General features: G+C 61.2%; 12 protein-coding genes and 2 pseudogenes. 6 read left to right on the plus strand and 8 right to left on the minus strand.

The features are described 5' to 3' along the window. Positions 1–301: 301 nt before the first annotated feature. Positions 302–2074 carry a GGDEF domain-containing protein gene (locus tag E8M77_RS02325; RefSeq protein ID WP_137129002.1) on the plus strand — a complete coding sequence of 591 codons (1773 nt, stop codon included), beginning with the start codon at positions 302–304 and terminating at the stop codon, positions 2072–2074. Positions 2075–2284: 210 nt separating this feature from the next. On the opposite strand, the pseudogene E8M77_RS24365 reads toward E8M77_RS02325, so the two are convergent. The 8 genes and pseudogenes from E8M77_RS24365 to E8M77_RS02360 form a co-directional block, all read right to left on the minus strand. After that, positions 2285–2541 (minus strand): annotated as a pseudogene (locus E8M77_RS24365) (ATP-binding cassette domain-containing protein); the annotation flags it as partial. 78 nt (positions 2542–2619) lie between these two features. Further along, positions 2620–2682, minus strand: a pseudogene (locus E8M77_RS24120) (hypothetical protein); the annotation flags it as partial. A gap of 55 nt (positions 2683–2737) precedes the next feature. Further along, complete coding sequence (locus tag E8M77_RS24125) at positions 2738–3274, minus strand: hypothetical protein (protein WP_246659096.1); 537 nt, start codon at positions 3272–3274, stop codon at positions 2738–2740. A gap of 44 nt (positions 3275–3318) precedes the next feature. Further along, a complete protein-coding gene (locus E8M77_RS02340) occupies positions 3319–4365 on the minus strand; it encodes a dipeptidase (protein WP_137129004.1) in 1047 nt (348 codons plus the stop codon). Positions 4366–4473: 108 nt separating this feature from the next. Continuing rightward, complete coding sequence (locus E8M77_RS02345; RefSeq protein ID WP_137129005.1) at positions 4474–5376, minus strand: dihydrodipicolinate synthase family protein; 903 nt, start codon at positions 5374–5376, stop codon at positions 4474–4476. A gap of 46 nt (positions 5377–5422) precedes the next feature. Then, positions 5423–6301 carry an SMP-30/gluconolactonase/LRE family protein gene (locus tag E8M77_RS02350; RefSeq protein ID WP_137129006.1) on the minus strand — a complete coding sequence of 293 codons (879 nt, stop codon included), beginning with the start codon at positions 6299–6301 and terminating at the stop codon, positions 5423–5425. Positions 6302–6388: 87 nt separating this feature from the next. Next, positions 6389–7102, minus strand: coding sequence for a FadR/GntR family transcriptional regulator (locus tag E8M77_RS02355; protein WP_137129007.1), 714 nt, complete (start codon positions 7100–7102; stop codon positions 6389–6391). After that, positions 7102–7815, minus strand: coding sequence for a ribonuclease activity regulator RraA (locus E8M77_RS02360; RefSeq protein ID WP_137129008.1), 714 nt, complete (start codon positions 7813–7815; stop codon positions 7102–7104). The genes E8M77_RS02355 and E8M77_RS02360 overlap by 1 nt, the downstream gene beginning before the upstream one ends. Positions 7816–8025: 210 nt before the next feature. Between E8M77_RS02360 and E8M77_RS02365 the strand changes: the two genes are divergently transcribed. The 5 genes from E8M77_RS02365 (at position 8026) to E8M77_RS02385 (ending at position 15191) form a co-directional block, all read left to right on the plus strand. Then, complete coding sequence (locus tag E8M77_RS02365; RefSeq protein ID WP_137129009.1) at positions 8026–9975, plus strand: ABC transporter substrate-binding protein; 1950 nt, start codon at positions 8026–8028, stop codon at positions 9973–9975. Positions 9976–10110: 135 nt separating this feature from the next. Beyond that, positions 10111–11097, plus strand: a complete 987-nt coding sequence (locus tag E8M77_RS02370) for an ABC transporter permease (RefSeq protein ID WP_137129010.1) — start codon at positions 10111–10113, stop codon at positions 11095–11097. 9 nt (positions 11098–11106) lie between these two features. Beyond that, on the plus strand, positions 11107–12228 hold the full coding sequence (locus E8M77_RS02375) for an ABC transporter permease (RefSeq protein WP_137129011.1): 1122 nt from the start codon (positions 11107–11109) through the stop codon (positions 12226–12228). A gap of 9 nt (positions 12229–12237) precedes the next feature. Next, positions 12238–13977, plus strand: coding sequence for an ABC transporter ATP-binding protein (locus tag E8M77_RS02380; RefSeq protein WP_170975718.1), 1740 nt, complete (start codon positions 12238–12240; stop codon positions 13975–13977). Continuing rightward, complete coding sequence (locus E8M77_RS02385) at positions 13974–15191, plus strand: mandelate racemase/muconate lactonizing enzyme family protein (RefSeq protein WP_137129012.1); 1218 nt, start codon at positions 13974–13976, stop codon at positions 15189–15191. The genes E8M77_RS02380 and E8M77_RS02385 overlap by 4 nt, the downstream gene beginning before the upstream one ends. Positions 15192–15193 lie beyond the last annotated feature (2 nt).

Consider the following 15193-nt stretch of genomic DNA (forward strand, 5'->3'; position numbering starts at 1 on the left):
CACAGGCAGAACGCAACATGCTGTTTTGCAACCAGTAGAGCGTGTTTTGTGCCAACCGAGCTGATCCAATCAGGTCGAAACACGCCCTAGGCATCCTAATCCTAATATAAGAAGCTTATTAAGATATGGCGTTTATCGTCAACGCATGTGCAAGCAAGGCTGACGCTGAAAGAGCCGCGCTTGGCATGTGTTGACGTAACAACATGTGCCCCGCACCATGTTGAGAGTGCATTCGAAGGGCGGCTGAAGTCGGATCTAACCGGCAATCTGGACTGCATCGAACCAGGGGTGGGGATAGTTGGTGGCATTGACTGCATGGCATCGCCGAATCGTGACCGGGCGTAAGAGGCTCGCTGCCTTCGGTATTACACCGAGCCTGTTTGTCTATTCCGCTTTGGCCGTCGTGTGCACCATGTTGCTGGCCGTCTCGGCCATTTCACGCGCCGCCTCAACGGCAAGCACAGCCCGAATGAATGCAGAGCAGATCAGCGGTTTTGCCGTGATCTTTGATGCCGCAAACTATATTTCCGCCGAGCGCGGCCCCGCCAACAACTATATGTGTTCTCCAGCCAGCGATGGTGAAACGGCCCGTGAGGCCTGGCTTGCGGCACAGCGCAAGACCGATCAGGCACTGACGGCGGCGATACAGGCAGGCGCCCCTCCCCGCGCCATTGACGAGGTCCGCGGCCAGTTGTCGGCCGGTCGAAAGCTCGTCGCTCTCGTCGCTGAAGGACGCCGGGACAACCGGCGCCCCATCGACATCCAGTTTGCCGTCACCACCATGTTTCGGGCCTGGGACCTCTATCATAGCGAGATTACCGTCCAGAGCGGGCTCGACATCATCACCCGTGATCCCGGCCTGAGCGCCGTCATTCTGCAGGGCACGGCGCTGAGCGACATGCGCGAGTATGCCGGGCGCATGGGATCCTACCTGATCACGTCCATGGCCGCACAGGAGAAGATCAGCGCCGAAAAGCTCCAGACGATCCGCGGCCTGAGGGCGCGACTGGACGATTCCTGGCGCTTCCTCGCGCCAGCCGTTCTCGGGGCAGATGGAGACGCCATGCTGCGCCAACGGGCGCTGGAGGTCCAGCGAGCCTTCTTCGGCGCAGGTGTGCAGCTTGTCGATTCAGAGATTGCCTATAACTTTGAACAGGGTCGCTTCTCTCTGGATGGCGCAAGCTTCTCTGCCCGCTACATGAAACTGCTGACGCCACTCACCGAACTGCGAAACACCTATCTGACACGTCTGGTTGCGACCTACGAGGCACGCAAGACGCATGCGACCATGGCGCTTCTGCGCGACGGCATCATCACCTTCATTTTGCTGGGACTGCTTGTCGGCCTGATGCTGAAGGTGCGAAAGCGTCTGGTCCAACCGCTGCTGCAAGGCGTCGACGATGTCGTGGCGCTCGCTGATGGCCGCATGACAGAAACGCGTGAGCACAAGGACCAGATCTACGAGATCCACAAGCTGTTCAAGGCCATCGCCGTGCTACAGGTGCGGCTGGGCGAAAGAGCCGAGTTGACCCGGCAGCTTGAACAACTGGCCGAGACGGATCAGCTGACCGGGCTGTTCAACCGGCGCGGCTTCGAGAGACGTGCCATGGACGCGGACGGCGCAGCGCAGCTTATCGTGGTCGATATCGATCATTTCAAGACGGTGAACGACCAGTACGGCCATCCCGTTGGCGACATGGTTCTGCGACAGGTGGCGCAGATGATGACGCAGATCGCGGGGACCGATGCAGTGATTGCCCGGCTAGGCGGTGAAGAATTCGCCATACTATGCGAAAAACAGCAGCCACGCGCTGCCATCCTGCTGGCCCGGCGACTGAAAAAGCATCTCGAAACAATGCCACTCGGGATTTCCAACCAGGAAAGTCTGCGCGTCACTGCCAGTTTCGGTGTCTCGGTCGATGCCGGCCTGCCCCTGACGGAGCACCTGAAACGTGCCGATGACGCGCTTTACCGGGCCAAGGCCGATGGTCGCAACCGCGTGCGCATTGCCAGGACGACAAAGACGCGTCCACGCACAATGTATATGCCCGTGCCACTTTCTCCCGCGGCCTGATTGGCCTGATCCAGATCAATTCCCTTGCCATTTCGTCATTTGTGTTTACCACTTGGTAAGCCTTGCTGTTGAGGAGCACGCGGGGCGTTCATCACGCATGGGAGGAATTGCCGTGATCACCACTGGTTTCATACTCGCTTTCTGTATTGGTATTGGCAGCATCGCGTTTTTTCGCTGGCGCGACCGCCACTGACAGGCGGGCCTCTACGATTAGGCGATCCTTCGCTCACCGGCAGCGCTCGCATCCGTTTTGTCGTGTGTGACCATCAGCACCGGCAGTTGTCTTGCTCGCGCATGCGCAAAGACGACCTCCCGGATTTCCTGACGAAGCCCGGCATCCAGCTTGGAAAATGGCTCGTCCAGCAGCAGAGCCTGCGGATCTGACAGAAGCGTGCGCATCAGGGCAACCCGCGCACGCTGCCCCCCCCCGACAAACTGGCCGGGTCACGATCGGTAAAGCCATCAAGATCAGCACTTGCCAATGCCGAATGGATGGCAGCCTGACGCGGCAACACGCGCACACCGCGCTCCACCTGCGTGACATGCGTGCCAAGTCGGGCAAAGGCCAGCGAAAGCTCGCAGCCGATTGGTCCGCCAACCAGCACCACAGGCCGCGCCGGTGGGGCAGCGAGCGTTAAAAACGCTCCCTGAGCGTATCTGAGGTCACATAACCGCTCTCCTCGATCCCCGGCAGTGGCGGAACGAAGGACGAGGCGCCGGTGGCAAGCGATAAGCCCCGGCGACAGAATAGCGGACAGATCGTCGATCTGCGCCAATTGAGGAGGCAAAGGATACGAGCGCTGTACGAAAAACGACGCCGAACAGAGCGCCTGCCGCAAGCGTCATCAAGACAGCAAACGGCAGGGAGAGTGCCGTTACGGCAATATAGGGAACAAAGAATAGGCTTGCCGCAAGGAAAGGCGAGGCTTGCGTTGCGGCATTGAGGGCGAAAAGATGGGCACGGAGATCGGCCAGCGTCGGGCTGCCGGCCTTTTTCGCCAGAAAGCGCATGTCGAGGCGGATATCCTCTGCCCCATAATGGCCGGCAACCCAGCCCGGCAGCATGCCGGAATAATACTGCCAGCGCGACGGCGAAACCAGCGTCACCTCAAGCGCGGTGCGGGATGTTGCCGCCAGTTTCTCCAGCACGAAGAGATGCGCATGGCCGGCGACCGCCAGAAGAAGATGCTTTGCTGCCATCGCCCAAACTCCCGCGCCCAACCATCAGCGACATCTTCACCCTGTCAGGCGCCCCAGATGCGCTCCAGCACGTCGATCCAGTTGCGATGGGCAATCTTTTCCAGCGCATCGCGATCAAAGCCACGCTTTTCCAGCACGTCCATCAGGCGCGGCAGACCGCTTGCATCGCCAAGCGCATCCGGCACCATGGTGCCATCGAAATCGGAACCGAAGCCCACGTGATCGATGCCGATACGATCGGCCACATAGACGACGTGGTCGGCAATCCGCTCCAGCGTTGTATCCGGGTTCTTCACGCCGTCCTCGCGCAGGAAAAGCACGCCGAAATTGATGCCGACAAGACCACCGGACGCACCGATCGCATCCAGCTGGCGGTCCGTCAGGTTGCGGCTATGCGGGCAAAGCACATGCGCATTGGAATGCGAGGCAACCAGCGGCGCGTGCGACAAATGGGCGATATCCCAGAAGCCTTTTTCGTTCATATGCGACAGATCGACCATGATCTTCAGCCGATTGCAGGCACCAATCAGCGCGCGGCCGGCATCCGTCAGGCCCGGCCCGAAATCCGGCGTGGCCGGAAAGCGAAACGGCACGCCATGGGCAAAGATATTGGGACGGCTCCAGACGGGACCCAGACTGCGCAGGCCCGCCTGATGCAGCACGGTGAGAGCATCGAGATCCGGCCCCACCATTTCCAAACCTTCGATATGAAAGATGGCGGCAAACGAGCCGGCTGCCATGGCGCGGCGAATGTCGGCAGCACTGCGACAGACGCTGACCCCGCCTTCCGATCGGCTTTCGAGATCGAACAGAAGCCGTGCCATGGCCATGGTCTCGTTCAGCGCATCGGCTTGCGCGGGGGCAAGGAAATCGCCATTGGCATCCGGGCGCATGGTCGGCGGCGGAACGAAAATGGCGCAGAGACCGCCGGCAAGACCACCGGCGCGGGCGCGCGGCAAATCGATATGTCCGCTCGTCTCACCATCCAGAAAACCCTGTACCGGATCACCTGACTTTACCCCGCGCATGCGCAACAGCACGTCATTATGGCCGTCGAAAACGGGAAAAATAGCATTTGATGAAAGGGACATTATCCGGCCTTGCGTTGCAATGTTCCAGATCAGGTAGGCAGGACGGCGGGTTTAGGCAAATGCAAACTGCGGCTCGCTCCGGAAAACACCAAAGGACTGTCGCTGGAGCTAGTCCTGCTTCCAACCCTCCAGCAATTGCGCCAGCATCTGCCGGTCGGCATCGTCCAGCATTGCCAGACCCGGCGCCCGCACCGGCCCGACATCCAGCCCCGACATGCAAACTGCTTCCTTGACCACGGTGACATTGGCACCATTGCGGAATTTCGTGCGCAGCCGCTCGAAAAGCTCGATACGGGCAACAACTGCGCGGGCGCCGGCAAAATCACCCCGGTCAAGTGCGGCCAGCACGGCCAGCGAAAATTGCGGCGCGACATTGACGAGACCCGAGGTAAAACCGCGCGCGCCGACGGCGGCAAAGGCCGGCGCCCAGCTTTCCGCCAGACCGCAGACGAAGATGGCACCTGCCGGATCGGCAGCCTCGATGGCCCGCGACAAAAGCATCAGGTCCGTTGTGGCAAACTTGATGCCGGCGATATTGCCATGGCCGGCCAGCCGCACCAGGTCCTCGACGACAAAGCCGTCGGCCCGCACATAGGCAATGAGAGGTACGGGGGACTGATCGGCAACCGTGCAGAAATAATCGATCTGCGCCTGCGGAGCGGCAAAGGGATCGACGGGCTGATGCGCCATGACGGCACTGACGCCTTTGGCTGCTGCCTCACGAGCCATGGCCACCGCCTCGCGCGACGAGCGGCCAATCGCTGCCGTCACCGGGGCTTTGCCATCCACGCCGCGAATGGCCGCTTCATGCACCAGCGCGATCTCATCGGGCGTCAGCGCATAGAATTCACCGGTATTGCCCGCCGCCACGATATTGTGGATGCCGGCCAGCGCCACCCGCGCATAGATCTTGGCCGTTACATCCGGGTTCACCTCTCCCTGACGGTCATAGGCGGTAACGGGTACGCCGGAGACGCCACGAAGCGCCTGGCGAATAATGTCGATCGTCATGTCTCGATCCTTCTCAAAAGAATTCAGCCGCTATTTTGCCGATCCGTTACACGGGAAAGCGGGGAACCGGCACGCCGGCCACATCAACCTCGAAAGCGATCACCGTGCCCACCTCGTCGATTGCGCCCTCGCGCCGCGTCAGGCTGGTCACGTAGAGCGTCTTCAGATCCGGCCCGCCAAAGCAGGGCATGGTCGGCCCATCGACTGGCAGCTGATAGACTTCGACAATCTCGCCCTCTGGCGACATGCGGTTCAGCTTGCCGCCCAGCACGCCGGCGCTCCAATAGAAACCGTCGATATCGGTTGCCGCGCCATCCGGGCGCCCCTCGGCATTGGTGAAATCAAACAGCCGACGGGCCTTGCCCATCTCTCCCGTCTGCGGGTCGAAATCGAAGCTCTGCAAAAATTGCTGGCTGCTGTCAGAATGGAACATGGTGCGCCCATCACCGCTCCAGGCCAGACCGTTGGACGTATTCAGCCCATCCAGGACCTGGCTGAAGGCACCATCGGGCCTTACCCGGTAGAGCCGGCCATTGCCGGTGGGCGGCAGAGCCTCGTCGCGGGTGCCGACCCAGAGGCAGCCATCCGGGCCAACCTTGCCATCGTTCAGCCGGCTGTCAGGCCGTCCCTCATCGGGATCGCAAAGAAATTCCAGCGCACCGGTGCGGGCATGCATCAAATGCACGCCGGTCTGGAGGGCGACTGCAATACGGCCGCTATCGCAGAGCGCCAGGCAGCCTATGAGCGCCGGCATTTCGAAGCGCAGCACCGTGCCATCGACCTTCAGGCAGACAACCGCCGGCGCCAAAATATCGACAAGCCAGAGATCGCCGGTCTTGTCATCCCAGGTCGGCGATTCACCCACCCGCAGCGGCATGTGCAGCACGCGGCGCGCATCGGGATGGATAATTCTTGGCACCGGCATCGGATCTTCTCCCTCATTCATACTTCTGCGCCTTTGTCTGCGGCAGGCAGCCCTCCCCGGCCGGCCTGTCCCTTGGCGAAACCTGTCTCAAACGCCCTGGAACATACGTGCCCGCGCATTGAGGATATGGTCCTTCATGGCGCGGTGCGCATCGGCCTCGCGCCTCTCGAAAATTGCCTCGACAATGGCCGCATGCTCGTCCTGTACGGCGCGCACATGGGCGGGCGTCCGCTTCAGGCTCAGGGTCCGCGTCACCGACATGCCGATGGCGATATGCGGCTTGAACCATTCACGCACCAGCGTGTGAAACTGGTTGCCGGTGGCAAGCGCCACCGCATCGTGAAAGTCCTGGTCTTCATCGGCGCCCAGATCACCGCGCAGAAGACATCGCTCCAGCGCCTCGAAGGAGGCGCTGATGCGCAGCTTGTCGGCAGGCTGCCAGTTGCGGGCGGCAAGCGCTGCCGCTTCCGCCTCAAGCCCCGACCGGAACTCGAAGAAGCGCTGCACATCGGCCAGCGAGCCGACCGGCACCTGTTTCAGCACAGACGAATCCGGCCTTTGCCGTACATAGGAACCGGAGCCCTTCCGCGAAACGATCAGCTGGTCGGCACGCAACCGCTCCAGCGCCTCGCGCACCACCGGCCGCGACGCGCCGAGCATGGTCGCAAGGCTTGTCTCGGAAGGCAGCCGATCGTTGACGGGAAAACGCCCATCCGCGATCATGCCGACGATCTTTTCGTAGATGATGTCGCTGAAGCGCGTTTCAGCGCGTCCCGCAACGACAAGCTCCGGATTATTCATCACCGGCCCTTTTCTTTCCTCCAGGCGGCAAACTCGGCTTCCGCCTCGGCATTGGGCGGATAGATGCCGAAGATGCTGCGCCCGGCTTTGACCTGTTCCTCGACGAAATCCTCAAACACAGTCTGTTCGAAGGCTTCCTCTGCCACATCCTCGGCAATGCCGGCTGGAATGACGACAACACCCTCATCATCGCCCACCACAATATCCCCCGGATAGACGGCGACATCGCCGCAGCCGATCGGCTGGTTGATGTCGAGCGCATGGTGGCGGATGAGATTGGTCGGCGCAGACGGTGCCGCGTGATAGGCAGCAAAGGGCAGCTTGGCAATATCGGGCGTATCGCGGAAACCGCCATCGGTGACGACACCGGCAACGCCGCGCTTCCACAGGCGTGTGACGAGAATACCGCCAGCCGAAGCCGCGCTGGCATCCTTGCGGCTGTCCATCACCAGCACGGCATCCGGCGGGCATTCCTCTATGGCGCGACGCTGCGGATGGCCGCGATCGTTGAAGGCGCCGACATGATCGAGATCCTCGCGGGCCGGGATATAGCGCAGCGTGAAGGCGGGCCCCACCAGCCGCGGCGCATCCGGATTGATCTTGTGGATGCCGCGAATGAAGACGTTTCTCAAACCCCGCTTGAGGAGAACCGTTGTCAGCGTTGCCGTGGAAATGGTCTTCAACTGCTCGCGTGTCTTGTCAGATAATGGCATGTTTCATCTCCCGATACCGCTCTTTTCCGGCAAAATTATCCTCAAGGCCTAACGAAGCTGTAAAAATCTGTCAATACTTGTCATCATCTGAAAACCTGTTTATGGTCCGTGTCGCTGGCCTTGGAGGGGCCGGCATCGGCGTATGGCTTGGGAGAGCCGCCCCATGACGGGACAGCCGGTGCCCTATCGATCTTTGGGAGGAGACGAGTGATGAGTGCAGGGGATATTCCTTCGAACGGCGTGACCCGCCGAACGGTGCTGGCCGGAATGGGCGCTGCCGCAACGCTAGCGCTTGCGCCGCGCGGGGCATCGGCCGCCGGCACCAAGGAAGCACCGCAGCTTGCGGCACTGGTGAAGGATGGCAAGCTGCCGCCGCTGGCTGAGCGCCTGCCGCCAAAGCCGCTGGTGGTCAAGCCGCTGGAAAAAATCGGCTCCTATGGCGGCTCGTTGCGCCGTGGCCTGCGCGGTTCATCCGACCATAATGGCATTCTACGCATGGTCGGCAATCAGGGCCTGGTACGCTGGAACATGGAATTCACCGCGGTTATGCCCAATCTGGCAGAGCGCTGGGAGGTTAGCGCCGATGCCAAGCAGTTTACCTTCCATCTGATTCAGGGCGTGCGTTGGTCTGACGGCCAGCCCTTCACGGCCGACGACGTGGTGTTTGCCATCGAGGATGTGGTGAAGAACAAGGAGCTTTATAGCTCAACGCCAGCGCAATTGGCGGTGGCCGGCAAGCCGGTGGTGGTCGAAAAGATCGATGCCTATACAGTACGGTTCACTTTTGCGGGGCCGAACGCGCTTTATCTGGAAAACCTTGCAACGCCGCTTGGCCAGCATCCGACGTTGTTTGCAAAGCATTACTGCAGCAAGTTCCTGCCGAAATACAATGCCGGTCTCGATGCCGAAGTCAAAGCTGCCGGCGTTTCAAGCTGGACCGAACTTTTCCGCGCCAAGTGCGGCGATATCGAAATCCCGTCGCGCTGGGCCAATGTCGATAAGCCGACGCTTGACCCCTGGGTGGTCAAGGAAGCCTATTCGGGCGGCGCGACCCGCGTGGTGATGGCCCGCAACCCCTACTTCTGGCAGGTCGATACGGAAGGCAACCAGTTGCCTTACATCGACGAGATCAACTTCGGCATTTCCCAGGACGTGGAATCGCTGATGCTGAACGTCATTTCCGGCAAAATCGACATTCAGGAGCGCCATATCAGCGTGCTGGCCAACAAGCCGACGCTGTCGCAAAACATGCAGAAGGGTGATTATCGCCTGCTGACGCTCGTGCCCTCTGCCGCCCAGCAATGCCAGATCTACCTCAACATGACGCATAAAGATCCGGCTATGCGCAAGATGTTTGCCGACAAGACATTCCGACAGGCCCTGTCGCTTGGCATCAACCGGCAGGAAATCATCGATATCGTCTATTTCGGTCAGAGCGAACCCTATCAGACGGGACCACGCCCCGGTCACCCCTGGTTCCATGAGAAGCTTGGCAAGCAGATGACCGGCTACGAGCCGGACAAGGCCAATGCCATGCTCGACCAAGCGGGCTTTGATAAGAAGAACGCCAATGGCATCCGGTTGCGCCCGGACGGTCAGCCGATCTTCTTTGCCATCGATGTCATCCCGACGCTCTATCCAGACCTTGTCGACACGCTGGAACTGGTCAAATCGCAATGGGCGCAGATCGGCATCGATATCAAGGTCAACACGATCGAGCGGGCGCTCTACTATACACGCGGCGATGACAATGCCCATGATGCGGCGGTCTGGCCGGGTCCGGGTGGGCTTGATCCGATGCTCGACCCGCGTGACTTCTTCGCCTTCCATCCGCAGGGTTCGCGCTACGCCATTCCGTGGACGCTCTGGTACACATCCAACGGCGCCAAGGGGGAGGAACCGCCGGAAAGCCAGAAGAAGCGCTTCAAGCTTTTCGATGAAGCCCGCTCGACGGCGGATCTCGACAAGCGCGGCGCCATCATGAAGCAGCTGTTCGACATCACGGCCGAAGAGTTCGAGACGATCGGCGTGTGCCTCGCCGTCGGCGGCTTCGGGGTGATCCGCAACAATCTGCGCAACGTGCCTGAAAAGCAGCCCGATAGCTGGTCTTGGCCCAATCCCGGCCCGGCCCTGCCGCAGCAATTCACCTTCAACACGTAAAACCACACTCAGCCGAGCCGGCGCCGCCTTCGCCCTTTGCAGGGCGGCGCCACATTCCACGCCAGATCCGGCAAGCCTGCCCGTGCTTCGGCACGGTAGCGCCTGCCGGCTCGATCCCTCCTGCGAGTGCATGCCATGCTGAAATTCATTGCCAAACGCCTGCTCTGGATGATCCCGTCTCTGTTTGCCGTCAGCTTCCTGGCTTTCGTGCTGATCCAGCTGCCGCCCGGCGATTATGTGACGACCTATATTGCCACTCTTGCCGCCTCCAACGAGATCGTTGACCAGAACACGGCGGCGAGCCTTCGCGAACGCTTCGGCCTGGGTGACCCGCTGATGATCCAGTATTTCAAATGGATCTGGGGCATTCTCTCTCGCGGTGATTTCGGCATTTCATTTGAATGGCAGCAGCCGGTCTCCGGCCTCATCTGGGAGCGCATGGCGCTGACCCTGGTGCTTGCCGTGGCAAGCCTGATTGCCACCTGGGCCATCGCGCTGCCGATCGGCGTCTATTCCGCCGTGCGCAAATATTCGATCGGCGACTATATGTTTACCGCCTTCAGCTTCTTCGGCCTCTCGGTGCCATCCTTCCTTCTGGCTCTGGTGCTGATGTATGTGGCCGCCGTCCAGTTCGGCCAGAATGTCGGCGGGCTGTTTTCGCCAGAATACGAGACGGCATCCTGGAGCATCGCCAAGATGTTCGATCTCATGACGCATCTCTGGCTTCCCGTCATCATTCTGGCGGTGTCCTCGACGGCAAGCCTCATCCGCGTCATGCGCGCCAACATGCTGGATGAACTGCCCAAACCCTATGTGACCACCGCCCGTGCCAAGGGCCTATCCGAATTCCGGCTGCTCATCAAATATCCGATGCGCATCGCGCTCAACCCGTTCATCTCGACGATTGCCTGGCTGCTGCCCAATCTGATTTCCGGGTCCGTGGTGGTTGCCATCGTGCTCAACCTGCCCACCGCCGCCCCTCTCCTGCTGCAGGCGCTGATGGCGCAGGACATGTATCTCGCCGGCGCCTTCGTGCTTCTCATCTGCGCGCTTACCCTCATCGGATCCCTGATCAGCGACATCCTGCTCGCGCTCGTCGATCCGCGTATCCGTCTCGAATAGGAGGGCGTCATGGTCGATATTTCCGCCGTCAACATCCAGCCGGATCGCGCCGCCGTTGCCTCGCAATGGCAGCTCATCTGGTGGGCCTTCAAGCGCCATCGCCTGGCCATGATCGCGCTTTTCGTTACCATTGCCATGTATATCGTGGCGCTGGTGCCGGGCTTCTTTGCCATCAACGATCCCGTGCTGCAAAATGCACGCACCACCTTCCATCCGCCGCAGCGGGTGCATCTGATCGATACCACGAATGGTCTTTCGATCGGCCTTCATTACTATCCGCTGAAGCTGACGCGTGATCCGCAGACGCTGGCGACGATCTATACCGAGGATACGAGCCGCAAGATCCCCATCCGCCTGTTTGGCCGCGGCTATGAATATTCGGTGCTGGGCCTGTTCGACACCAATATCCACCTGATTGCCACCACGGACCCGAGCCGGCCGCTCTTCCTGTTCGGTGCCGACCGTCTTGGCCGCGATGTCTATAGCCGCGTTGTGCAAGGCGCGCAGATCTCGCTGTCCATCGGGCTTGTCGGCGTCTTCATTTCGCTTCTGCTTGGCGTCGTGCTGGGCGGCATATCCGGCTATTATGGTGGCCGTATCGATTTCGTCCTGCAACGCGTCATCGATTTCGTCCTGTCCCTGCCCACCATCCCGATCTGGCTGGCCATGGCTGCCGCCCTGCCGCAGGGCTGGCCCGCCACCGTGCAATATATGATGATCACCATCATCCTGTCGCTCACCGGCTGGGCGCAGCTTGCCCGTGTCGTGCGCGGTCGCTTCCTGTCGCTGCGCACGGAAGAATTCGTGGCCGCCGCCCGTCTCGACGGCGTCTCGGAAGGCCGCATCATCTTCCGGCATATGTTGCCAAGCTTTTCGAGCCATATCATCGCCTCGGTGACGTTGGCTGTGCCGGCAATGATCCTTGCGGAAACCTCGCTGTCCTTCCTCGGGCTCGGGCTGCAACCGCCGACGATCTCCTGGGGCGTGCTTTTGCGCGAGGCCCAGAACATCCGCTCGATTGCCACCGCTCCCTGGTTGTTCATGTCCGGTGCCGCCGTCGTCATTGCCGTCATGGCGCTCAACCTTCTTGGCGACGGCCTGCGCGATGCAGCCGATCCCTACAACAAGTGAGGGCGGATCATGTCTGACATCGTACCCATGACACCGCGCAAGCCGCTTCTGGACGTGCGCAACCTGGTGACGCAGTTTCCGCTGCGCACCGGCATCTTCAAGGCCGTCGACAACCTGTCTTTCACTATCGAGGCCGGCAAGACGCTCTGCGTGGTGGGCGAAAGCGGCTCCGGCAAGTCGGTCACCGCCCGCTCCATCCTGCAGATCATCGACAGCCCCGGCGAGATTGCCTCCGGCTCGATCATGCTCAACACAGCCGATGGCCTGTCGGTGGATCTGGCAAAGCTGCATCCGCGCTCCAAGGCGATCCGCAATATTCGCGGCCGCGATATCGCGATGATTTTCCAGGAGCCGATGTCGTCTTTGTCACCCGTCCACACGGTAGGCGACCAGATCACGGAAGTGCTGCGCCTGCACATGAAGATGACGAAAGCCGAAGCGCGGAATGAGGCCATCAGCCTTCTGCGCCAGGTGGAAATCCCCAATCCGGAACAGGCGATCGACCGCTACGCCTTCCAATATTCCGGCGGCATGCGCCAGCGCGCCATGATCGCCATGGCGCTGGCCTGCCGGCCAAAGCTGCTGATTGCCGACGAGCCGACCACGGCGCTTGACGTGACGACCCAGGCGGAAATCCTCGATCTCATCGCCCGGCTGCAGAAATCCTTCGGCATGGCAGTGCTGTTCATCACCCATGACATGGGCGTGGTGGCGCAGATCGCCGATGACGTGCTGGTCATGCATCATGGCGTGGCCAAGGAATACGGCCCTGTCGAGCAGATCTTCCACGCGCCGCAGGATCCTTACACGAGGATGCTGATCGGCTCGGTCCTCAAGCTCGAACAGAAGGCGGAAATCCGGCTTGCCCGCCCGCCGCTCGATACCAGCGCCAAGCCGATCCTCGAAGTGCGCAATCTCTCCCAGCATTTCGGCACGCTGAAAGCGCTGGACGATGTGTCGATCTCGCTTTTGCCGGGTGAAACACTGGGCATCGTTGGCGAGAGCGGCTCCGGCAAGACGACCATGGGCCGCGCCATCATGCGGCTCTATGATCCGACCGCAGGCGAAATGCTCTATCGCAAGGCCGATGGCTCGGTCGTCGATCTCGCCAGGCTTGAAGGCGCTGCGCTGAAGGAGGCGCGGCGCGAGCTGCGCATGGTCTTTCAGGATCCGTTCGGCTCGCTCAACCCGCGCATGACTGTGGCGCAGGTCATCGGCGAACCGCTGCTGGTCAATGGTATTGCGCGGGGCAAGGAACTGGACGAGCGCGTCTGCCATCTGATGGAACAGGTGGGGCTCGACCCCAGAGGCCGCGAACGCTATCCGCATGCCTTTTCCGGCGGCCAGCGCCAGCGCATCGGCATAGCGCGTGCCATCACGCTGAAGCCGCGTATCATCGTCGCCGATGAGGCAACCTCGGCGCTTGACGTCTCGGTGCGCTTCCAGGTGCTCGATCTGTTGATGAAACTGCAGGACGAGTTGCAGCTCGCCTATATCTTCATCAGCCATGATATCGGCGTCATTCGCTACATGTGCGACCGTGTCGGCGTCATGTATCGCGGCAAACTTGTCGAGGTCGGCGAGGCCGAAAAGGTCTGCAACGCGCCGGACCACCCTTACACGCAGGCGCTTCTTTCCGCCATTCCGCGACCCGATCCGCGCGATCGCGATCGCTCGCGCCGCTTCCGCTACACCGAACCCGCCACCATCTCATCCAGCCCTATCAAGAATGGAAGTTCTGCCCGATGAAGATCACCGCAATCCGCACCTTCCTCATGCATGCCGGCCAGCCGGACCCGTCCAAATGGGCCTCGGACGGCCACGCATCGCATATCACCCAGCACAAGCTGGAAGGCACCCGCAACTGGCTGTTCCTGAAGATCGAGACAGACGAGGGCATTACCGGCATCGGCGAATGCTCCGGCTGGCCGCGTGTCATCGAAACGGCGATCAAGGATCTCGCCCCGATCCTGATCGGCGAGGACCCGGCGCATATTGAAAAGCTCTGGCAGAAGATGGCGATTGCCATGATGGGCCATGGCATGCTCGGCACCGTCGGTGCCGGCGCCATGACCGGCATCGACATGGCGCTCTGGGATATCAAGGGCAAGGCGCTCGGCGTGCCCGTCTGGATGCTGCTTGGCGGCAAGGTGCGCGACCGTATCCCGATCTATTCGCATGCCAATACGGTGGAACGGGCGCTTGCCGTGAAGGCACGCGGCATCAAGGCCATCAAATGCGGCGGCGTTTCCAATCCGGTGAAGAAGGTGGCGATGCTGCGCGAGGCGGTGGGCGATGACATGGATATCGCCATTGACCTGCACGGCCCGCCGTGGATGACGCCGGCCGATGCCTGCCGTCTGGTGCGGGCGCTGGAGCCTTATGAACTGATGTGGGTCGAAGATCCGATTGCGCCCGACAATCTCGACGGCTATCGGCGCATCCGCGATGCGGCTCATATCCCGCTGGCGTCCGGCGAGCGCACGGCCACCATTTTCGGCGAGCGCCAGCTGATCGAGCAGGACCTCATCGATATCATCCAGCCGGATACGGGACGCGCCGGCGGCATCACCCAGATGAAGAAGATCGCCGCCATGGCGGAAGCGCATCACATCCAGATGGCGCCGCATTCCGGCTCGCTGGGACCAGTCGCCGAATATGCAGCCCTGCATGTGCTCGCCTCCATTCCCAATGCGCTCATTCTGGAGCGCATCGATGACGACTGGGAGGGGCGCATGCACACGATCGTGCCGCATCCCGTGCAGGTGGATGGCTTCCTCACCGTGCCGGACGGTCCGGGCCTTGGCTGCGATATCGATGAGGATTTCGTTGCCGGCTTCCCCAGCGAGGGCAATCTCTCGGTGCCTGTGCAAGAGCATGCCAATTCCTACAATCCCGGCACCTATGGTGAGCGTCTCTACGTCCAGACGCGCCTGCAACGCCGCAGCTATTTCAGTGCATGAGG

Origin of the sequence: Rhizobium sp. FY34 (assembly GCF_005222845.1) — a bacterium.
Lineage (GTDB): Bacteria > Pseudomonadota > Alphaproteobacteria > Rhizobiales > Rhizobiaceae > Neorhizobium.